Here is a 20,237-nt window from a genome sequence, read left to right on the forward strand (position 1 = left end):
GCGGGCGGGGGGGGAGCGGGGGGGGCGGGGGGGTGGCGGGGGCCCTGCGCGGGGCGCCCCGCCCCGTGGGCGGGGGGGGGGGGGGGGGGGGGGCCGGCTGGGCCTGCGCGACCTGCGCCGGAGGACGCTGCTGCGGCACATAGCGCGGCAGCGACGGCGCCATGCGCGCATCGGCGAGCCGCGACTGAGTGGGCGACATCTCGCCGAAATGCACCGCGAAGGCGCGATCGGCGGGCGACAGGCCGGCCAGCCGCCGGAAGGAAGGCGTGAGCGACTCGCCCATCTTGCCCGGCATCATCCGCGCCGCGATCCGCTCGGCGCCGGCGGAATCGCCGTTCATCGCCAGGATGAAGGCACGCGCCCGCCAGGAAGCACGGTCCCCGCCGCGCAGCAGCGTATCGAGCTGCTTCATCGCCTCATCCATATCGCCCGTGATGCCGAGCGACAGCGCGTAGCGGCGGATCGTCTCGTCCTCGCGGCGCTGGCTGAGCGCCAGCTTGTAATCGCGCTGCGCCAGATCGGGCGAACCGAGCAGATCATAGGCGAAGCCGCGATCCGAGGCATATTCGCGCGGGTTCACGCCCCTGGCCTCGGCCTCCTGGAACAGGCGCAGCGCCTCGCCCGGCCGTTCGAGCCGGACCAGCGCCGAAGCGCGGCCGCTCAGGATGCGGGGATTGCCGGGCTCGACCGCCTCGGCGCGCTGGAAAAAGGCGAGCGCCGCCGAAGTGTCGCCCATGCGCGTGCTGAGCTGGCCGGCGGCGAGCAGCGCGTCCACGTCGCGCGGGTTTTCGGCCAGCACGCGGATCTGGGTCTGGAGGGCGTCGGCGTCCGGGTTCGGCTGCGCGACGATCTCGGTCTGGGCGAAGGCCGGGCCGATCCCCGCCATGGCCACAAGGGCCAGGGCGGCGATGCCCGAACGAAGATTTGAAATCCGGTTCATGCGTGGTTCGACTATAGGCCGCGCGGCTGCTGAACCGCCAATGACAAGTCGCCGGCCGCTCGCCGAAACGAGCCGCGCCGGCGACGAATGCTGGTTACTGGTTGTTCTGGCTGCGCAGGAAGCGCGGGATGTCCAGCGGATCCTTGTCGTCGTCGTCGCTCGCCTTGGAGCCGCGCGAGGCGGAGGCCATGCGCTCGAACAGCGTCCCGCCGATCTTGCCGCGGGCGGGCTTCGCCTCGGGCTCGGGCTCGGCTTCGTCGCTACCGGTCAGCCAGCGGCGACGGCTGGCGGGCTCGGCCGGCGCCGGTTCGGGCTCTGCCGGGGCGCTCGCTTCCTCGGGAACCATGGTGTCGGCGCCGAGCAGCAGCTCGTCCGCATCGTCCGCCACCGGCTCCTGCGCTTCGGCGATCGGCTCGGCCTCGGACGCATCCAGGACGGGCTCGACTTCCTCGGCAACCGGCTCGGACTCGGAGAAGCCGGGCTCGGGCGCGCTCGCCGTCGCAGGATCCGCCGCCGTGGTGCGGCGCGGCGTGGAGAAGGAGAAGACGCGGGTCTGATCGACCGCCGGCGCCGCGCGCTGCACGGCGCTGGCGTCGATGCCGGTGGCGACCACCGAGACGCGGATCTTGCCTTCCAGATCGGGATTGAACGCCGAACCCCAGATGATGTTCGCATCGGGATCGACCAGCTCGCGGATATGGTTCGCGGCCTCGTCGACTTCGAGCAGGCGCATGTCCTCGCCGCCGGTGATCGAGACGATCACGCCCTTGGCGCCGTTCATCGAGACGCCGTCGAGCAGCGGATTGGCGATCGCCTTCTGCGCGGCGATCAGCGCGCGGTCGTCGCCGTCCGCCTCGCCGGTGCCCATCATCGCCTTGCCCATCTCCTGCATCACCGAGCGGACGTCGGCGAAGTCGAGGTTGATGAGGCCGGGCATGACCATCAGATCGGTGATGCCGCGCACGCCCTGCTGCAGCACCTCGTCGGCCATCTCGAACGCTTCCTTGAAGGTCGTGTTCGCATTGGCGATCAGGAACAGGTTCTGGTTCGGGATGACGATCAGCGTATCGACGTACTTCTGCAGCTCCTCGATGCCGGATTCGGCCGAGTTGGCGCGGCGCTTGCCCTCGAAGGCGAAGGGCTTGGTCACCACGCCGACGGTGAGGATGCCCATGTCGCGCGCCGCCTTGGCGATGACCGGGGCGGCGCCGGTGCCGGTGCCGCCACCCATGCCGGCCGCGATGAAGACCATATGCGCGCCTTCCAGCGCCTTCTGGACCTGCTCGATCGTCTCCTCGGCCGCCGCGCGCCCGATCTCGGGCCGCGATCCCGCGCCCAGCCCCTGCGTGATCTTCGCGCCGAGCTGGATCCGCTGGCCGGCGCTCGACTGTTTGAGCGCCTGCGCGTCGGTGTTGGCGACGAGGAACTCGACACCCTGCACTTCCGCCTTGATCATGTTCGCGATGGCGTTTCCGCCCGCACCGCCGACTCCGATCACGGTGATCTTGGGCGTCAGCTCGTCCACGTCGGGCGGAAGAAAATCGATACTCATTCTGTGGCCTCCCATGCGACCCACCGGCGAGGGCGCGTCACGTTAATTCCTTTTCTGCACCAACCATTACTTCGACTCTAGCCAAAAGCACCCCGGCGGACGCATTTCTTTAATAATTTAGCTGAAACGCCTGCCACAGGCGCCAGAATAGCGCAGTCGGGCTCCGCTTGGTCACTAGCTGGTGCGAAGGTTCAAGGCTGCGCAGATCGATAGGATCGGCGGCGGCGAAGCGGGCCAGGCCGGCCAGCGTCGCGAAGGCCGGGCCGCTATGCGCCTCGGGCAGCCCCGTCAGCCCCTTGGGACGTCCGACGCGCACCGCGCAGCCCAGCGACTGCTGGGCATAGTCCGCCACGCCCTTCAGCTCGGCGCCACCGCCGGTGAGGACGATCTGGCGACCGATCGGATCCTGAAAGCCGAGCTTCCTCAGCTCCTTCTGGATCTCGGCCATCATCCGTTCGAGCCGCTGGCGGATCACCGAATTGAGCGCCGCCTTGGTGATGCGCGGCCCTTCGACGCTGTCGTCGGGGATTGCCAGCACGACGTCGATCATCTCGTGATTGTCGCGGGGGCTGAGATTGGCGGAGCCGTGGAAGCATTTGGTGCGCTCGGCCCAGCTGCGCGGCGTCCCGAAGGCGGAGGCGATATCGTCGGTGATGTCGGCCGAGCCCATCGGGATCGAGGCCAGCCCGGCGAGCACGCCCTGGATGAACACCGAGACATTGGTGACGGCGGCGCCGATCTCGACCAGCGCGACGCCCAGCTCGCGCTCCTCGTCGGTGAGGCAGGCAAGGCCGGTCGCCACCGGCGCGGCGATGATCGAGCGGACCTCCAGATGCGCCGAGCGGACGCACAGATCGAGGTTGCGGACCGGCGAGCCGTCGGTCGAGACGACATGGACATCGACGCCCAGCCGATCGGCGTGTAGCCCCAGCGGGCGCTTGACCCCGGCAAGGCCGTCGACGGTGTAGCGCGTCGGCTGGGCGTGGAGGACCATCTTGCCCTGTGGATCGATCGCATCGCGGCCGGCCTTGAGCAGTTCGTCGATATCGCCCTGCTCGACGCGGTGGCCGCCCAGATCGGCCTCCAGCTTGACGATGTCCGAGATGAGCCCGCCCGCCGAGAAGCTGACCCAGACATCCTCGATATTGGTGCCGGCGATGCGCTCGGCCTGCTCGACCGCCTCGCGGATCGCGATCTCGGTCGCGTGCATGTCGGCGACATAGCCGCGCTTGACGCCGCGGCTCTCGCGCTGGCCGGTGCCGAGCACCACCAGCTCGCCATTGTCGCCCTTCTGCGCGATCAGCGCGGAGACCTTCGACGATCCCACGTCGAGCGCGGTAATCAGTCCTTCGGGTGCCGTTTTCGCCATTGCCCTGTTTCCCTGTTCCCTAAACGCCCGTCGGCACCGGCGGCGGCACTTCGACCACGCCCTGCCTGCGTACCACCATCTTGTCCGGATCGCGCATGTCGAAACCCAGATAGCCCTTGCCGAGCAGCCGCTCGGTCGCGTCCAGCTCGGCGAACTTCTTGAGCGCGGTGGCCGCTTCCGCCTCGCCCTCGGGAAGCTGGAGCTTCTCGCCCGAGGTGAAGATCAGATCCCAGCGGCGATTGCCCACCCAGGTCGCGGCCTTGACCATCGGCTTGAGCGCCGGGGCCGCCTCCAGCAACTGGCGCCGCGCGGGCTCCTGCGAATTGGCGCCCTCGCCGATCAGCAGCGGCAGGTCCGGCATCGCGTCGCGCGAGACGGGCTCCAGCGGCACGCCGGTCGGGTCGACCAGCATCAGCTGCCCGTGATTCTGCCAGATCGCGGCGGGCTGGCGCTCGACGATCAGGATGCGCAGCGTGTTGGGCAGGCGGCGCGAGACGCGCGCATCCTGCACCCAGGGGAATTTCAGCAGCCGCTCGCGCACCTGGGTCAGGTCGACCAGCGGCATCGCGCGCGAATCCTGATCGAGCACCTGCTGATAGACGGTCGCCTTGTCCATGCGCTTGAGGCCGTCGATCTGGATCTCGTCGACCTTCAGCCCCGCCTCGCCCACCGCCTGCGACATGCCGACGCCGATCATGCCGGGCACGCCGAAGACGCTCGCCACGCCCAGCGCGGCGGCACCCACCAGCCCGACGATGCCCCAGGTCACGATCCGGTGCAGCGTCGCCTCGCTGAACGGCAGCCCGGCGATCGCCTGGTCGAGCAGGCCCGGCCGCTTCGAACGGCGCACGTTCTTGCGCGGCTGGGGCTTGGCGCCCCGGCGCGTCGCGGTTCGCTGGACCGGCTTGCGGCTCATGCGGCCTCCGGGGCCATGGCTTCGTCGACGATACGCTGCACCAGATCGGCATAGCCGATCCCGAGATGCCTTGCCTGCTCAGGGACAAGACTGAGCGGGGTCATACCGGGCTGGGTGTTGACCTCCAGCAGGAACAGCCCGTCCACGCCCTGGCTGTCGTCCCAGCGGAAGTCCGATCGCGACGCGCCCTTGCAGCCGAGCAGCCGGTGCGCCTCGCAGGCGATGCGCTTGCAGGCATCGGCGACATCGTCGGGGATCTGCGCGGGGCAGACATGCTCGGTGAGGCCATCGGTATATTTGGCGTCGTAATCGTAGAAGCCGCTCTTGGGCTTGAGTTCGGTGACGCCGAGCGCCTGGTCGCCCAGCACGGCGGTGGTCAGCTCGCGGCCACGGATGAAGGGTTCGGCGAGCAGCTCGTCGAATTCCTGCCACGGCCCCCTGGCGTCGGGCGCGATCGGATTGCCGTAATTGCCCTCGGCCGTGACGATCGCGACGCCCACCGAGGAGCCTTCGTTGACGGGCTTGAGCACATAGGGGCGCGGCAGCGGATCGCGCTGATGGAGCTCCTCCACCTGCACCATGCGGCCGCCGGGCATCGGGATGCCGTGCGGGACCAGCGCCTGCTTGGTGAGCTGCTTGTCGATCGCGATGACCGAGGTGACGAGACCGGAATGGGTGTAGCGAACGCCCATCAGGTCGAGCATGCCCTGCACCGTGCCGTCCTCGCCAGGGGTGCCGTGGAGCGCGTTGAAGACGATGTCGGGCTGCACTTCGCTGAGCTTCACGGCGACGTCGCGGCCCATGTCGACGCGCGTCACCCGGTGGCCCAGGCTCTCGAGCGCATCCGCGACGCCGTTGCCGGACATCAGCGAGACCTCGCGCTCGGCGGACCAGCCGCCCATCAGGACTGCGACGTGCAGCTTGCTCACTTGGTTACTACTCCTACTCGCTGGATTTCCCATTCCAGCGTCACTCCGGACTGCGCCTTCACCCTGGCGCGGACTTCCTCGCCCAGCCCCTCGATATCGGCGCTGGTCGCTTCGCCGAGGTTCAGCAGGAAGTTGCAATGCTTCTCGCTCACCTGTGCGTCGCCGCGCTTGAGCCCCCGGCATCCGGCCGCATCCACCAGCGCCCAGGCCTTGTGGCCTTCGGGGTTCTTGAAGGTGGAGCCGCCGGTCTTCGAACGCAGCGGCTGCGATTCCTCGCGCGCGGCGGCGATACGGTCCATCTCGGCCTGGATCGCCTGCGGCTCGCCGGGATGGCCCCGGAAAGTGGCGCTCACCACGATCACGCCTTCGGGCAGTTCGCTATGACGATAGGTGTAGCCCAGGTCGGCGAGCCCCAGCACCTGCCGCTCGCCCGAGCGCAGCACGACCTCGCACGCTACAAGGATGTCCTTCGTCTCGCGGCCATAGGCGCCGCCGTTCATCCGCACGAAGCCGCCGACCGTGCCGGGGATCGAACGCAGGAACTCGACACCGGCGATCCCGGCATCGCGCGCCCTGGACGAGACGAGGATGCCCGAAGCGCCGCCACCGCAGCGGAGCGTGGTCGCATCGACCTGCTCGACGCCCGCGAATGCCTTGCCGAGGCGCACCACCACGCCCGGCACGCCACCGTCGCGGACGATCATGTTCGATCCCAGCCCCAGCCCCATCACCGGCACGGAGGGATCGAGCGTGCGCAGGAAATCGCACAGATCGTCCACGTCCGCCGGCTCGAACAGCCACTCGGCCGCGCCGCCGCTCTTGAACCAGACGAGCGGCGCCAGCGGCGCTTGTGCGGTCAGCTTGCCGCGAACCTTGGGGAGTTCGGCGACTGCCGTCACTTCCACCCCCAGAGGCGCGTCCATTGCTTCCACGCCGCGAGATTGGCCTCGGCGGCCTTCTGCCCGACTTCCTGGAGCTTCACCAGCTCGCGGCCACCGTCGAGCAGCTTCTGCGCGGCGTCCATCTGGGCCTTTTGCGCGCGCAGGATCTCGCGCTGCATCTCGATCGCGGTGGAGAAGAAGTCGCTCATGCCGCCACGCCCTGCCGCGCTTCCTCTATCGCCGGAGCGAGGCCCGCCGCCCATTTGGTGATGTCGCCCGCGCCCAGGCACACGACCATGTCGTCCGCCACCGCCGCCTCGGCCAGCGCCCGCGCCAGCGCGTCCGCATCCGCCACCGCCGCGACCGCGCGATGCCCCCGCCGGCGGATATTCTCCACCAGCGCCTCGGCGTTCACGCCCTCGATCGGCGCCTCGCCCGCCGCATAGACCGGCGCGACATAGACCATATCGGCATCGTTGAACGCCTGGGCGAACTCGTCCATCAGATTGCCGAGCCGGGTATAGCGATGCGGCTGCACCACTGCGATCACGCGGCCCTGCGCACTCTCGCGCGCCGCCGCCAGCACCGCGCGGATCTCGACCGGGTGATGGCCGTAATCGTCGATGATCGTGACGCCGCCGGTCTCGCCGACCTTGGTGAAGCGGCGCTTGACCCCCTCGAACCGCGCGAAGCCCTGCTGGATCGTCGCATCGGGGATGCCCAGCTCCAGCGCCACGCCGATCGCGGCGAGCGCGTTCTGAACATTGTGGCGGCCGGGCATCGGCAGCTCGATATTCTCGATCGAGCGCGTGGTGCCGTCGCGGTGGCGGATGATCGCCTCGAACCGATTGCCGCCGCCATGCGGCGTGACGTTGACGCCGCGCACGTCCGCCGATGCCGCGAAGCCATAGGTGACGATGCGGCGGTCGCGGACGCGCGGGATGATCGCCTGCACTTCGGGATGATCGAGGCACAGCAGCGCCGCGCCGTAGAAGGGCACATTCTCGACGAACTCGACGAACGCCGCCTTCACCCGCTCGAAATCGCCATAATGGTCGAGATGCTCGGGATCGATATTGGTGACCACCGCGATCGTGCCGTCGAGCCGCAGGAAGCTGCCGTCGCTCTCGTCGGCCTCCACCACCATCCAGTCGCTGTCGCCCAGCCGGGCGTTCGAGCCATACTGATTGATGATTCCGCCATTGATGACGGTGGGATCGACGCCGCCGGCATCGAGCAAAGCCGCGACCATCGAGGTCGTCGTGGTCTTGCCGTGGGTGCCCGCCACCGCGACGGTGGACTTGAGGCGCATCAGCTCGGCCAGCATCTCGGCGCGGCGCACCACCGGGATGCGGCGGTCATAGGCCGCCTCGACCTCCGGATTGGTGCGCACGATCGCGGTGGAGACCACGACCACCGCCGCATCGCCCAGATTCTCGGCCTTGTGGCCGATCTCCACATGGATGCCGCGATCGCGCAGGCCCTGCACGACATAGCCCTCGGCCACGTCCGAACCCTGCACCTTGTAGCCGAGATTGTGCATCACCTCGGCGATGCCGGACATGCCGATCCCGCCGATGCCGACGAAATGGATCGTGCCGATGTCGGTTTCGACGCCCTTCATGCGTAAGCTGGCCTTCCTTGAGCTGCGGCGCGCCGGCTCCCCACGGGAGCCTCGGGCGCATGGATCGATTCGACGAGATCGGCGAGGTCGCGCACCGCATGCGGACGCCCGCAGCTTCGCGCCCGCGCGGCGGCATTCTCCAGCGCTTGGGTGTCGAGGCCCAGCTTCTGGATCTGCTTGGCAAGCTCGGTGGCGGTGAAGGCGCGCTGCGGAATCGTCCGCGCGCCGCCCGCCGCGGTGATCTCGCGCGCGTTCGCAGTCTGGTGATCGTCGGTCGCGCTGGGCAGCGGCACCAGGATCGCGGGGCGGCCGGCGGCGGTCAGCTCGGCGATGGTCGAGGCGCCGGCGCGGGCGATGACGATATGTGCCCAGGCGAGATGCTCGGGCATGTCGGGCAGATAGGTGGCGATCTCCGCCGGGATCTCGTGCGCCTGATATTTGGCGCGGACCATGTCGATATCCTCGACGCGCGCCTGGTGCGTCACCTGGAGGCGGCGGCGGAAATGCACCGGCAGCAGCGCGAGCCCGTCGGGCACGACCTGGCTGAGCACCGACGCGCCCTGGCTGCCACCGGTGACGAGGACGCGGAAGATGCCGTCTTCCTCGATGATCGGATAGGGCCGGTTGCGCAGCGCCAGCACCGCCTCGCGCACCGGATTGCCGACCAGATGGGTCTTGGCCTGCCAGCTATCCTTCAGCCGCTCGACTTCGCCGTAGGAAGTCGCGATCGCATCCACCCGCCCCGCGACGAAGCGGTTGACGCGGCCCAGCACCGCATTCTGCTCATGGACGATGGACGGCACCTTCGCGTGGAACGCCGCGAGCAGCGCAGGGAGCGCCGGATAGCCGCCAAAGCCGATCATCGCCGAGGGCTGCAGATCCTTGTAGAGCCTGATCGCCATCGAGCGCCCCGCCAGCATCTTGCGCGCCGCCTTGATATAGCCGAGCGGCCCGCCGCCCAGCCGGCCGGCCGGCAGGACGTGCGTCTCGACATCCTCGAACAGCCCCGGAAAGCGCACCCCGCGATCGTCGCTGACCAGCGCCACGCGGTGCCCGCGATTGGTCAGCTCCACCGCCAGCGCGGCGGCGGGGACCATATGCCCGCCGGTCCCTCCGGCTGCGAGGACATAGCTGCGCGACTGACTCATCAATTGCTCCACCGAACCGTGTATGGCGAGCGCTTCAGATACGGGTTTCGCCGCGTGAAAGCGAGCAGCAGACCATAGCCGATCGAAAGCGCGATCATCGAGGAACCGCCATAGCTGATGAAGGGCAAGGTCATGCCCTTGGACGGGGCGATGCCGGTGTTTACCGCCATGTTGATGAGCGCCTGGACGCCGAACTGCGCCGCCAGCCCGGCGGCGGCGAGCAGGCGGAAGGCGTCTTCCTCGTCCAGCAGCTTCATCAGCACGCGGATGACGATGGCGAGATAGAGCAGCACGATTACCGCGCAGGCGATCAGCCCGAACTCCTCGCCGATCACCGAGAAGATATAGTCGGTATGCGCCTCGGGCAGCTTGAACTTCACCTGGCCGCTGCCCGGCCCCGCGCCCGTGAGGCCACCGGCCGCCAGCGTGTCGTGCGCCATTTCGAGCTGATAGCGATCGGAGAGCGCGGCTTCCTTGGTGGGGAACAGGAAATTGTCGATGCGGGTGCGCGCGGTGCCATAGAAGAAATAGGCCGCGACCACGCCCGCGATCGCCGTGCCGCCCAGCCCGGCGATGGCGGCGGGCGAGATGCCGGAGATCATCAACAGGATCACCCAGACCAGCCCGAACACGATCGTCTGGCCGAAATCGGGCTGCATCATCAGCAGCACGCCGATCAGCGCGGTAAGGCCGCCGGTGACGAACAGCACCGGCAGCTCGGGATCGCGCGCGCGGAACGAGAGCATCCAGGCGGTCGAGACGATGAACAGCGGCTTGAGGAACTCCGAAGGCTGGAGATCGGAGATGCCCAGGCTGATCCAGCGCCGCGCCCCGTTCACCTCATGGCCGACGAACGGCACCAGCGCGAGCAGGACGATGAACACCCCCGCCCCGATCAGCGACAGCCGCCGCGCCAGCGTGGTCGGCAGCATCGACACGCCGATCAGCACCGGCACCGAGACGCAGACCCACATGAGCTGGCGCCAGAAATAATACATCGGCGCCATCTGGTGCGACGCGTCCGAATAGCGCCGCGCGGTGGCGGGCGAGGCGGCGGCGACCGCGACCAGCCCGATCGCGATCAGCAGGAAGGCGAGCAGCAGCAGCACGCGATCGACTTCCCAGAACCACATGCCCGCCCGGCTCTTGCTCGCGCGGCTGAGCTGGTTCGACATCCGCGGCCGCGCGACCGGGGCCTCGGTCGCTTGCGGCGCTTCGGTCTCCTGGTTCACCCTAGCGCCTCCACGGCGTCGCGGAAGGCCTGGCCCCGCGCCTCATAGTCGCGGAACTGGTCGAACGAGGCGCAGGCGGGGGAAAGCAGCACGGTCTCGCCCGGCTGCGCATGGGCGGCGGCGGCCTTCACCGCGGCATCGAGCGTGCCCGACTGCTCGACCGGCATGTCCGGCGACAGCAGCCGCGCGAACATCTCCGCCGCGTCGCCGATCGTGTACGCCTTCACGACATGGCCGAAGCCGGGGCGGCAGGCGTCGAGATCGTCGGTCTTGGCCTTGCCGCCGAGGATCCAGTGGATGCGGTCGAACGCTTCGAGGGCAGGCGCCGCGGACGTTGGGTTGGTCGCCTTGCTGTCGTTGACGTAGAGCACGCCGTCGCGCGTCTTCACGCGCTCCATCCGGTGCGGCAGGCCGGGGAAGGTCTCCAGCCCCTTGTCGATCGAGGCGTTGTCGATCCCCAGCGCCTCGCAGGCGGCGATGGCGGCGAGCGCGTTCTGGGCGTTGTGCGGTCCCTGGAGCGCCGGCCAGCGCGACTGGTCCATGCACACGCCCGGCGCGATCTTCGTCAGATCCTCGCTGCGACCCGCGACGGCGACCTGCCGTGCGATGGCGGCCGAGGGCGCGTCGCCGATGCCGATGACGGCGGCATGGCCTTTCGACTGCATCGCGAACAGCCGCGCCTTGGAGGCGGCATAGCCCTCGAACCCGTCATAGCGGTCGAGATGGTCGGGGGTGATGTTGAGCAGCACCGCCACGTCGCAATCGAGACTGCGGGTCAGGTCGATCTGGTAGCTCGACAGCTCAAGCACATAGACGCCGCCTTCGGGCAGCGGATCGCGGCCAAGGATCGGCAGGCCGATATTGCCGCCCGCGAGGCTGGGCCGCCCGGCGGTGCGGCAGATATGATCGATCAGCGCGGTGGTGGTGGACTTGCCGTTGGTGCCGGTAATGCCGACCACCTTGTGCGGCGGCAGATCGGCGCGCGCCTCGGCGAACAGCTCGATGTCGCCGATCAGCGGCACCCCGGCCTTGCGGGCCTGCTCGGCGATCGGATGCCGGTTGATCGGCACGCCCGGCGACACGACGACGCCCGCGAAGCCGGTGAGATCGAGGGTCAACGGATCGGCAAGCTCTAAAAGCCCCTCCCCTTCAGGGGAGGGGTTGGGGGTGGGGGATGTCTCACCGAGTGCGGGGCTGGTGGTTACTGCCCCACCCCAACCCCTCCCCTGAAGGGGAGGGGCTTGAAGAAGAACCCGCGCCGCCTCGTTCGAATCCCACGCCGCCACGCTCGCCCCGCCCGCCAGCAAGGCATGCACCGTCGCCAGCCCCGAGCGCGCCAGCCCCAGAACCGCATAGCGTTTCCCGCGCCAGGCCCGGGAGACGATCACCTGAGCTTCAGCGTCGCCAGCCCGGCCAGCGCCAGCACGAAGGCGATGATCCAGAAGCGGATCACGACCGTGGGCTCCGACCAGCCGAGCTGCTCGAAATGATGGTGGATCGGCGCCATCCTGAAGACGCGCTTGCCGGTGCGCTTGAAGAAACCCACCTGGATGATGACGCTCAGCGCCTCCATCACGAACAGGCCGCCGATGATGCCGAGCACCAGCTCGTGATGCACGGTGACGGCGATCGTGCCGAGCGCGCCGCCCAGCGCGAGGCTGCCGGTATCGCCCATGAACACCGCCGCCGGCGGCGCGTTGAACCACAGGAACGCCAGCCCCGCCCCGATCATCGCGCCGCAGAAGATCGCCAGGTCGCCGGCGCCGAACACATGCGGGATGCCCAGATAGGTCGCGTAGATCTTGTTGCCCGCCAGATAGGCGATCAGCATGAACGCCATGCTCGCGATCACCACCGGCATGGTCGCCAGCCCGTCGAGCCCGTCGGTGAGGTTCACCGCATTGCCGAACGCGACGATCGTGAACGCCGCGAAGGCGATGTAGAAATAGCCGAGATCGGGATGCACCCAGCTGAAGAAGGGCACATAGAGCTGGGTATTGTTCTGCGACAGGATGATGATCGCGCTGGCGATGCCCGCGATCAGGAACTCGCCGAGCAGGCGGACCTTGCCCGAAACGCCGGCGGTGCTCGCCTTCCGAACCTTGTCGTAGTCGTCGAGGAAGCCGATCATGCCGAACCCGAAGGTGACGAACATGCACGCCCAGACATAGGGATTGCGCAGGTCCATCCACAGCAGCAGCGACAGCATCAGGCTGGTCAGGATCATCAGCCCGCCCATCGTCGGCGTGCCGCGCTTGGCGAGGTGGCTCTGCGGACCGTCGGTGCGGATCGGCTGGCCCTTGCCCTGGCGCAGCCGCAGCCAGCCGATGAAGCGCGGGCCGATCAGTAGCCCGAGCAGCAGCGCCGTCGCCACCGCCCCGCCGGTGCGGAACGAGAGATAGCGGAAGAGATTGAGGACGCCGGGAAAGCCCAGTTGGTCCGCGATCAGATACAGCATTACGCAGGAGCCCTTTCCGCCAACGCCGCCACGAGCGTCGAGAGCCGCACGCCGTTCGAACCCTTTATGAGAACCGCATCGCCCGGCGCCAGCACGGACTCGAGCCGCGCACGCGCGGTCGCGGCGTCGGGCACATGGACGAAATCGACGCGCCCCTCAAGCGCTTGTGCGAGCGGCGCCATCGCTTCACCGACCAATATGACCTGATCGACGCCCGCCGCCTCCACCGGGCCGGAAAGCTCGGCGTGGAAGGCGTCCGAATGCGCGCCCAGCTCGCGCATCTCGCCGAGCACCGCGAGCTTGCGGCCCGGCTCATGGGCGAGCACGGCCAGCGTAGCGCGCATCGATGCCGGATTGGCGTTGTAGCTTTCGTCGATCACCAGAGCCTCGCCGTCCCCGACCGGCACCAGCAGCCGCGCGCCGCGACCGGCCAGCCCGCCCATCTCGGCCAGCGCAAGGCCCGCAAGCTCCAGATCGGCGCCGACCGCATCGACCGCGGCAAGAATCGCCATGGCGTTGGAGACCCAGTGTTCGCCCGACTGCGAGAGGGTGAAGCTCAGCTCGCGGCCATCGAAGCGGGCAGTGACGAAGGTGCCGCCGGTACGGGTGCGCATCATCTCGACGGCGCGGAAATCGGCGCCCTCGCCCATGCCGAAGGTGATGATCCGCGCCGCATACGGCCGGGCCGCGGCGATCAGACGTTCGCGGTGCGGGCTGTCGAACGGGATGATCGCAGTGCCGCCGGGCTCCAGGCCCTGGAAGATCTCGCCCTTCGCGTCGGCGATCGCGGCTTCGCTCGCGAAGAAGCCCATGTGCGCCGGGGCGATCGTGGTGACGATGGCAACGTGCGGGCGCACCAGCCGAGTGAGCTGCGCCAGTTCGCCGGCATGGTTCATGCCCATCTCGAACACGCCGAACCGGGTGTCGCGGGGCATGCGGGCGAGGCTGAGCGGCACGCCGGTATGGTTGTTGTAGCTCTTGACCGAACGGTGCGCGCAACCGGGATCGCTCCGGTCGAGCGCGGCGAACAGCGCCTCCTTGGTGCCGGTCTTGCCGACCGATCCGGTGACGCCGATCACCTTGGCCGAACTCCGCCCGCGCGCGGCGATGCCGAGCGCGTTTAGGGCGGCGGTGGTGTCCGCGACGAAGACATGGGGATGCGTCGTCGCCTGCGAGACCACCGCGCCGGCTGCGCCCTGCGCGAATGCCTGATCGAGGAAGCGGTGGCCGTCGGTAGCCTCGCCCTTCAGCGCGAGGAACAGGTCGCCGGGACCGACCTCGCGGGAGTCGAACGTCACGCCCGAGGCTTCGAACGATTCGGAAGCGGTGCCTTTCGTGGCGAGGGCGATTTCGTCGGAGGTCCAGAGACGCACGCTCATAAGCCCCTCCCCTTCAGGGGACGGGTTGGGGTGGGGCCTGTCCGCAAGCGCAGGCTCGGTGAGACATCCCCCACCCCCGTCCCATTGCCGGGTGAACGGCGCCCCGCGCCGTTCAGGCCATGCCGGGGGGATGGCCGACCCGGCAATCCTGAAGGGGAGGGGCTTGAAGAAGTCCAGAGTCTCACGCCGCGCACTCCCGCGCCACCGCCACGTCATCGAACGGCAGCACGAGATCGCCGACGATCTGGCCCTGCTCATGCCCCTTGCCGGCGAGCAGCACGATGTCCTCCGGCCCGGCCATCTCGATCGCGGCGGCGACGGCGGAGCGGCGGTCGCCGATCTCCTGCGCGCCCGGCGCGCCCTTGAGCACCTGGGCGCGGATCGCCGCCGGGTCTTCGCCGCGCGGATTGTCGTCGGTCACGATCACCACCTCGGCGCCCGCAGCCGCCGCCTGCCCCATCGGCGCGCGCTTGCCGGTGTCGCGGTCGCCGCCCGCGCCGAACACCAGGATCAGCCGGCCCCTGGTATGCGGCTTGAGCGCGGCGATGGCCGCTTCCAGTGCATCGGGGGTGTGCGCGTAATCGACATAGACCGGCGCCCCGGCGTTGGTAATCACCGCCCGTTCCAGGCGCCCGCGCACCGGCTGGAGGCGCGCGAGATTGGCGATCGTCGCCGTCACGTCGCCACCGGTCGCGATCACCAGACCCGCCGCGGTCAACGCATTCGCAGCCTGATAGGCGCCGATCAGCGGCAGCATCACCTTGTGGACGCGCCCCTCGGCCGCGATCTCCAGCCCCTGGCCGAGCAAAGTCGGATCGCGCGACACCAGCCGCAGCGTCTCGCCATGCTCGCCGACCGTCACCAGCCGGTTGCCCCGCGCGCGCGCCAGATCCTCGACGCGCGGGGAATTGGGATCGTCGGCCCAGACCACCGCCGCCCCGTCGAGATCGAGCACGTCTGCGAACAGCCGGAGCTTGGCGTGGAAATAGGTCTCCATGTCGCCGTGGTAATCGAGATGGTCGCGGCTCAGATTGGTGAAGGCCGCCGCGCGCACCGGCAGCCCCTCGGTGCGATATTGCGACAGGCCGTGCGACGATGCCTCGAACGCGACATGCGTCACGCCCTCGCGCGCCAGCCCGGCGACGTTCGACAGGAAAGTGACGATATCCGGCGTGGTCAGCCCGGTCGATACGCGATCGTCGGCGGTGGTCACGCCCAGCGTGCCGATCGAGGCGGCGTGGAAGCCGGCCATCCGCCAGAGCTGGCGGGTCATCTCGACGGTGGAGGTCTTGCCGTTGGTCCCCGTCACCGCGACGGCGGTCTCCGGAAACGGCGCGAAGAACTTCGCGGCCAGCCGGGCGAACTTCTCCCGCGGATTGACGTCGGCGATGTGCACCGCGCCCTCCACCTTCGCCTCGCGCCGCGCGACCACGGCAATGGCGCCCGCCCTCACCGCGTCGGCGATGAAATCCTCGCCGTTGAAGCGCGCGCCCTCAAAGGCACCGAATACCGTCCCCGGCGCCACCTTGCGGTGGTCGATCGCGAAGCCGGTGACGATGGCGCCCTCGTCGCCGCCCGTCAGCGTGCCCAGCTTCATTCCGGATCCTTCGTCTTGGCGTCGGGGCCTTCCCAGATCAGCGGGAGCAGCTCGCTCTCGTCGATGTCGCGATTGGCGTCCGGCGTGACGCCCAGGATCGCGCCGGTGCGGCTGACGACACGGCTGACGACGGGCGCCACCGTCCAGGCGGCGGTGGTGCGATATACCCCGAGCGCGGGGTTGGCCTTGGGCGAGTCGAGCATGGCCACCACCACATAGCGCGGCGCGTCGATCGGGAAAGCCGCCGCGAAGGTGGAGACGTTGCGATGCTTGTCGTAACCGCCATCCGCCGCCGCCTCGGCGGTGCCGGTCTTGCCCGCGATGCGATAGCCCGCCGCCTCGCCCTTGCGGCCGGTGCCCTTGAGCACGATCAGGCGCAGCAGCTGGCGCATCCGCGCGCTGGTCGATTCCTGCAGCACCCGGCGCCCCTCGGGCAGATGCGCGGGATCGACCTTCATCAGGGTGGCGGGCCGATAGATGCCGCCGTTGACGAGCGTGGCATAGGCGCTGGCGAGATGCAGCGGCGTCACCGCGATGCCGTGCCCATAGGCCGTGGTCATCACCGTGATCCGCCCCCAGGAGGCGGGCCACAGCGTGCCCACCGCCGGGATCTCGATGCCCGGCCGCTGATCGAAGCCCATCCGGCGGAACATGTCCGAAAGCTTGTCGGCGCCCAGCTCGTCGGCGATGCGCGCGGTGGCGATGTTCGACGAATAGATCAGCGTTTCCGGGATGTTGAGCCAGCGGAACTGCTCGTCGCCCGGATCGTCATGGATGGTGAAGCGGCCCACCGTCATCGGCTTGGTCGCATCGAAGCGGCGCGACATCGAGGTGATCGTGCCCGAATCGATCGCCGCCGCCACCGCGAGCGGCTTGAAGGTCGATCCCAGCTCATAGACGCTCTGCGTCACGTTGTTGCGCGGCGGCGGCCCCTGGATCGCATTGGGATTGAAGCTGGGCAGCGAGGTCATGGCGATCACCTCGCCCGTCCGCACGTCGAGGATCACACCCGCGGCGCCCCGCGCCTGAAGGTTGTTCATCGCCGTGCCGAGCTCGCTTTCGAGCGCGGCCTGCACGCGCGTATCGAGCGAGATCGCCACCGGCCGGCCGCGCCGCGCGGGATCGCTCAGCCGCCCGTCGAGCACCTTCTCCATGCCGGAGACGCCGCGCCCGTTCGCGTCGAGATAGCCGAGCACATGCGCCGCCATGCCCGACTGGGGGTAAAGCCGGTCAGGCTCGCGCTGGAATTCGATGCCGGGCTGGCCCAGTGCGTTCACCGCGCTCACCAGCTCGGGCAGCGCGCGGCGCTTCAGATAGGCGAAGCCGCCACCCGAATTGAGGATCGCATAATAATGGCCGGCGCTCTGCTCCGGGATCAGCTCGGCCAGCTTCTGCGCCAGTTCGCCCTTGTCGCCGATCACCTGGTTCGGATGGATCGCGATCGACCAGGCATCGATGCTGCGCGCGAGCGGCGCGCCGTTGCGATCGACGATGTCGCCGCGCGGCGGGAGCAGGACCGAAGTCACGTCGCGCGCCACCGCAGGCTCGGCCCACAGCGCCAGCAGCGCCAGCTTGGCGATGATCGCCAGCATCCCCGCGCCGAACAGCAGCGAAAGGATCATCAGCCGCAATTGGGCGATGGCGACAAGCGCCTGCCGGGCACCGCCCGTGCGGCCCTTGCGGGCCGGCGGGGCGACGACGACGATCAACGCAGCGCCAGCTTCTCGCGCTTCGCCAGCTTCTCGAGGTCGTCGATCGTCGATGCGCTCAGCACGCCGCGATCGACCATCGCCACCGCCTTGCGATCCGCCTTCTTCATCAGGTTGCGAAGCTCCGAATCCTGCTGGGCAACGCTCTTGCCCGCAGCCTTGGCCTGCACCGGATCGGCATTGGACGCCACCTCCGCCGCGACGGCCTGAACCGGGGAAACGCCCGCCGGCACCACCAGCGCGGCGGTCTGCACCGTCGCCTGGCCGTCCATGCGATCCAGGCTGGCCAGCGCGGTCTCGCTCGCGAGATATTGCTGCGCCTCGGGCGCGGCCATCGCCAGCACGTCGCCGTTCCAGCGCTCGATCTGGGCGAGGTTGGCGCGCGTGTTGAACTCGGTCTCCAGCCCGCGAATGTCCCGCTGCGCCTGGACGATCGCCGCCTGCACCGATTTCAGCCGCGCACGCTCGGCCGCGCCGTGCGAGGTCACCATGTAACAGGCCGGCGCCACGATCACGCCGCACAGGAACCAGCCCAATCCCTTGAAGCCCTGAACCGCCATCATCCTGCTCCTTCACTCGACCACGGCGCCGCGGCGGTCCGCTGCGCCACGCGCAGGGTCGCCGAACGGGCACGCGGGTTACGCGCCACCTCCGCCTCGCCGGGCTTCACGGCCTTGGCTGGCGGCTCAAAACTGGGTTCGGCCCGGGGGCCGGTCGCCGGACGGTGGCGCGAGCCGGCGGGCTCGCTGCCGCTGCGTTCCCGAAGGAAGCGCTTCACCATCCGGTCTTCGAGGCTGTGGAAGGTCACCACCGCGAGCCGCCCGCCGGGCTTGAGCACGCGCTCCGCCGCCGCCAGCCCCTCGGCCAGCTCGTCGAGCTCGCGGTTGATGAAGATGCGGACCGCCTGGAAGGTGCGGGTCGCCGGATCCTTCTTGTCGTGCGGCTTGTGGCCCAGCGCCTTGCGGACGACGTTCGCCAGCTCCGACGTGCGGCTGAGCGGACGCGCGCGGACGATCGCGCTCGCCACCCGGCGCGAGCGCGGCTCCTCGCCATATTCATAGAGTATGTCGGCGATCTCGGCTTCGTCGGCGGTGTTCAGCCATTCGGCCGCGGTAATCCCCTCACCCGCCATCCGCATGTCGAGCGGGCCGTCGGACTGGAAGGAGAAGCCGCGCTCGGCCTGGTCGAGCTGCATCGACGAGACGCCGATATCCATCGTCACGCCGTCGACGGGCACGAAGCCGCGGCGGACGAGCTCGCTTTCCATCTGGCTGAACGGCGCCTCGATCAGCGTCAATCGGCCGCCCGAAGCGGCCAGAAGGGCTTGGCCGCCCTCGATCGCGCTTGGGTCGCGATCGAAGGCGGCCACCTCGGCACCCCGCTCGAGGATGGCGTCGGTGTATCCGCCCGCTCCGAAGGTCGCGTCGACATGACGCTCGCCGGGCACGATGGCGAGCGCGTCGATCACTTCGTCGAGCAGCACGGGAATATGGGGGGCGGCGCCGGTCACAGCTTCACGCCCTTTTGCTGGCAGAGGAACTCGCAGATCTCGCGCAGCTCCGGGTCGGCATTCGGATCGGCGAGCAGCACCTCGGGCGCCCAGACCTCGAACGTCTCGCCGGCGCCGCTGAAAAAGGCCCATTTGCCGATCCTGGCCTTGGCCTTGAAGAAGGGCGGGATCACGAAGCGGCCGCTGTCGTCGAACGGCGCCTTCTCCACCAGGCCGAAGGCACGGCGCTTGGCGCGGACGTCGCCGTCCTTGCCCTGATCGGCGGCCTGCTGCTCGCGGCGATCGATGCGGTCGTATTTTTCCTTCGACCAGCCGGCGTCATGCGCGGAGAGGCACGGATCCTGCGCATGCATGCCGATAACGATCTGGCGGGCTTCGGAATTACGCTCGGCGACGGCGCGCAGGTCTGCGGGAATGGCGACGCGACCCTTTAGGTCGACCGCCTGGAGCGCAAATCCTTCGAAGATCTCCCTGTCCGCCAATGCCCAGATCCCAATGGGCACGACCCTCCCGCCTCCGGAATCACGCCCACACGGCATGCCCGGCACTCAACTCAGGGAAAGGGAATCGTGCCCCCCTTAACCAGTTCGGTTTAATCACAAACCGGCCGGGGATTCAACGGGTGAATTGGGGATAGCACGGGCAAATACCCCACTTAGCCCCATTTTCAAATGTAATTTACACTATGATCGTGATTTGTTCTTTGTTTGTTTAACTCCTGTTTGCGGCGCATCGGTCGCTTTCAAGTATAATTCCTGAAGAGGTGGGGCCGCGTCCCCGTTCTGCCCGGGAAACCAGGCTTGAGATCGCCATTCGGCGCAGCCCCGGCGATGTTCCATCGCGACATATCGTCACCCCGGCCGAAGTGCCGGGGTCCACCGTGCTTCTGGGAGGGCCGCTAGAATTTGGAGGTGCTCGCTCGCGGACGAGTGGACCCCGGCACTTCGGCCGGGGTGACGAAGGAAGGAGCGTGTCGTCCGCCGAACGCCGAAC

The 20,237-nt window shown here is 68.8% G+C and carries 18 protein-coding genes; all 18 read right to left on the bottom strand.

Annotated elements, in window-relative coordinates:
- A partial coding sequence (locus HB724_RS08925; RefSeq protein ID WP_213980577.1) for a tetratricopeptide repeat protein occupies positions 1-940 on the bottom strand: 940 nt, incomplete at its 3' end.
- 94 nt (positions 941-1,034) lie between these two features.
- A complete protein-coding gene (gene ftsZ / locus HB724_RS08930; RefSeq protein WP_213980578.1) occupies positions 1,035-2,492 on the bottom strand; it encodes a cell division protein FtsZ in 1,458 nt (485 codons plus the stop codon).
- A gap of 109 nt (positions 2,493-2,601) precedes the next feature.
- Positions 2,602-3,861, bottom strand: a complete 1,260-nt coding sequence (ftsA, locus tag HB724_RS08935) for a cell division protein FtsA (RefSeq protein ID WP_213980579.1) — start codon at positions 3,859-3,861, stop codon at positions 2,602-2,604.
- A 19-nt stretch (positions 3,862-3,880) separates the two neighbouring features.
- Positions 3,881-4,777 (bottom strand): cell division protein FtsQ/DivIB, encoded by an 897-nt coding sequence (locus HB724_RS08940; RefSeq protein WP_213980580.1) that lies wholly within the window; start codon positions 4,775-4,777, stop codon positions 3,881-3,883.
- Complete coding sequence (locus HB724_RS08945) at positions 4,774-5,706, bottom strand: D-alanine--D-alanine ligase (RefSeq protein ID WP_346344698.1); 933 nt, start codon at positions 5,704-5,706, stop codon at positions 4,774-4,776. Before HB724_RS08945 ends, HB724_RS08940 begins: the two co-directional genes overlap by 4 nt.
- Complete coding sequence (gene murB / locus HB724_RS08950; protein ID WP_213980582.1) at positions 5,703-6,629, bottom strand: UDP-N-acetylmuramate dehydrogenase; 927 nt, start codon at positions 6,627-6,629, stop codon at positions 5,703-5,705. Before murB ends, HB724_RS08945 begins: the two co-directional genes overlap by 4 nt.
- Complete coding sequence (locus HB724_RS08955; RefSeq protein WP_213980583.1) at positions 6,602-6,796, bottom strand: hypothetical protein; 195 nt, start codon at positions 6,794-6,796, stop codon at positions 6,602-6,604. Before HB724_RS08955 ends, murB begins: the two co-directional genes overlap by 28 nt.
- On the bottom strand, positions 6,793-8,211 hold the full coding sequence (gene murC, locus HB724_RS08960) for a UDP-N-acetylmuramate--L-alanine ligase (RefSeq protein ID WP_213980584.1): 1,419 nt from the start codon (positions 8,209-8,211) through the stop codon (positions 6,793-6,795). Before murC ends, HB724_RS08955 begins: the two co-directional genes overlap by 4 nt.
- Entirely contained in the window at positions 8,208-9,359 is a 1,152-nt protein-coding gene (gene murG / locus HB724_RS08965) for an undecaprenyldiphospho-muramoylpentapeptide beta-N-acetylglucosaminyltransferase (RefSeq protein WP_213980585.1), read from the bottom strand. The genes murC and murG overlap by 4 nt, the downstream gene beginning before the upstream one ends.
- The gene (locus HB724_RS08970; protein ID WP_256731417.1) at positions 9,359-10,534 is read right to left on the bottom strand and encodes a putative peptidoglycan glycosyltransferase FtsW; all 1,176 of its coding nucleotides are present in this window, start codon (positions 10,532-10,534) and stop codon (positions 9,359-9,361) included. Before HB724_RS08970 ends, murG begins: the two co-directional genes overlap by 1 nt.
- A 53-nt stretch (positions 10,535-10,587) precedes the next feature.
- A complete protein-coding gene (murD, locus tag HB724_RS08975; RefSeq protein ID WP_213980586.1) occupies positions 10,588-11,979 on the bottom strand; it encodes a UDP-N-acetylmuramoyl-L-alanine--D-glutamate ligase in 1,392 nt (463 codons plus the stop codon).
- On the bottom strand, positions 11,976-13,049 hold the full coding sequence (mraY, locus tag HB724_RS08980; protein WP_213980587.1) for a phospho-N-acetylmuramoyl-pentapeptide-transferase: 1,074 nt from the start codon (positions 13,047-13,049) through the stop codon (positions 11,976-11,978). The genes murD and mraY overlap by 4 nt, the downstream gene beginning before the upstream one ends.
- Entirely contained in the window at positions 13,049-14,428 is a 1,380-nt protein-coding gene (gene murF, locus HB724_RS08985; RefSeq protein ID WP_213980588.1) for a UDP-N-acetylmuramoyl-tripeptide--D-alanyl-D-alanine ligase, read from the bottom strand. The genes mraY and murF overlap by 1 nt, the downstream gene beginning before the upstream one ends.
- A gap of 181 nt (positions 14,429-14,609) precedes the next feature.
- On the bottom strand, positions 14,610-16,025 hold the full coding sequence (locus HB724_RS08990) for a UDP-N-acetylmuramoyl-L-alanyl-D-glutamate--2,6-diaminopimelate ligase (RefSeq protein WP_213980589.1): 1,416 nt from the start codon (positions 16,023-16,025) through the stop codon (positions 14,610-14,612).
- Positions 16,022-17,734, bottom strand: a complete 1,713-nt coding sequence (locus tag HB724_RS08995) for a penicillin-binding protein 2 (protein WP_213980590.1) — start codon at positions 17,732-17,734, stop codon at positions 16,022-16,024. The genes HB724_RS08990 and HB724_RS08995 overlap by 4 nt, the downstream gene beginning before the upstream one ends.
- Complete coding sequence (locus HB724_RS09000) at positions 17,731-18,294, bottom strand: hypothetical protein (protein ID WP_256731408.1); 564 nt, start codon at positions 18,292-18,294, stop codon at positions 17,731-17,733. Before HB724_RS09000 ends, HB724_RS08995 begins: the two co-directional genes overlap by 4 nt.
- A complete protein-coding gene (gene rsmH / locus HB724_RS09005) occupies positions 18,294-19,244 on the bottom strand; it encodes a 16S rRNA (cytosine(1402)-N(4))-methyltransferase RsmH (protein ID WP_346344700.1) in 951 nt (316 codons plus the stop codon). Before rsmH ends, HB724_RS09000 begins: the two co-directional genes overlap by 1 nt.
- Complete coding sequence (locus HB724_RS20470) at positions 19,241-19,747, bottom strand: division/cell wall cluster transcriptional repressor MraZ (RefSeq protein WP_346344701.1); 507 nt, start codon at positions 19,745-19,747, stop codon at positions 19,241-19,243. Before HB724_RS20470 ends, rsmH begins: the two co-directional genes overlap by 4 nt.
- Positions 19,748-20,237: the final 490 nt, after the last annotated feature.

Source organism: Sphingomonas sp. dw_22 (genome assembly GCF_018449795.1).
Classification (GTDB): domain Bacteria; phylum Pseudomonadota; class Alphaproteobacteria; order Sphingomonadales; family Sphingomonadaceae; genus Sphingomonas.

Bases quoted from the DNA above. Each gene is read 5' to 3' on its own strand.
- ftsZ (WP_213980578.1), bottom strand. From the start codon at position 2,492: ATGAGTATCGATTTTCTTCCGCCCGACGTGGACGAGCTGACGCCCAAG.
- HB724_RS08940 (WP_213980580.1), bottom strand. From the start codon at position 4,777: ATGAGCCGCAAGCCGGTCCAGCGAACCGCGACGCGCCGGGGCGCCAAG.
- murF (WP_213980588.1), bottom strand. From the start codon at position 14,428: ATGAGCGTGCGTCTCTGGACCTCCGACGAAATCGCCCTCGCCACGAAA.
- HB724_RS08990 (WP_213980589.1), bottom strand. From the start codon at position 16,025: ATGAAGCTGGGCACGCTGACGGGCGGCGACGAGGGCGCCATCGTCACC.
- ftsA (WP_213980579.1), bottom strand. From the start codon at position 3,861: ATGGCGAAAACGGCACCCGAAGGACTGATTACCGCGCTCGACGTGGGA.
- murB (WP_213980582.1), bottom strand. From the start codon at position 6,629: ATGGACGCGCCTCTGGGGGTGGAAGTGACGGCAGTCGCCGAACTCCCC.
- murC (WP_213980584.1), bottom strand. From the start codon at position 8,211: ATGAAGGGCGTCGAAACCGACATCGGCACGATCCATTTCGTCGGCATC.
- HB724_RS09000 (WP_256731408.1), bottom strand. From the start codon at position 18,294: ATGGCGGTTCAGGGCTTCAAGGGATTGGGCTGGTTCCTGTGCGGCGTG.
- murG (WP_213980585.1), bottom strand. From the start codon at position 9,359: ATGAGTCAGTCGCGCAGCTATGTCCTCGCAGCCGGAGGGACCGGCGGG.
- HB724_RS08955 (WP_213980583.1), bottom strand. From the start codon at position 6,796: ATGAGCGACTTCTTCTCCACCGCGATCGAGATGCAGCGCGAGATCCTG.
- HB724_RS08970 (WP_256731417.1), bottom strand. From the start codon at position 10,534: ATGTCGAACCAGCTCAGCCGCGCGAGCAAGAGCCGGGCGGGCATGTGG.
- mraY (WP_213980587.1), bottom strand. From the start codon at position 13,049: ATGCTGTATCTGATCGCGGACCAACTGGGCTTTCCCGGCGTCCTCAAT.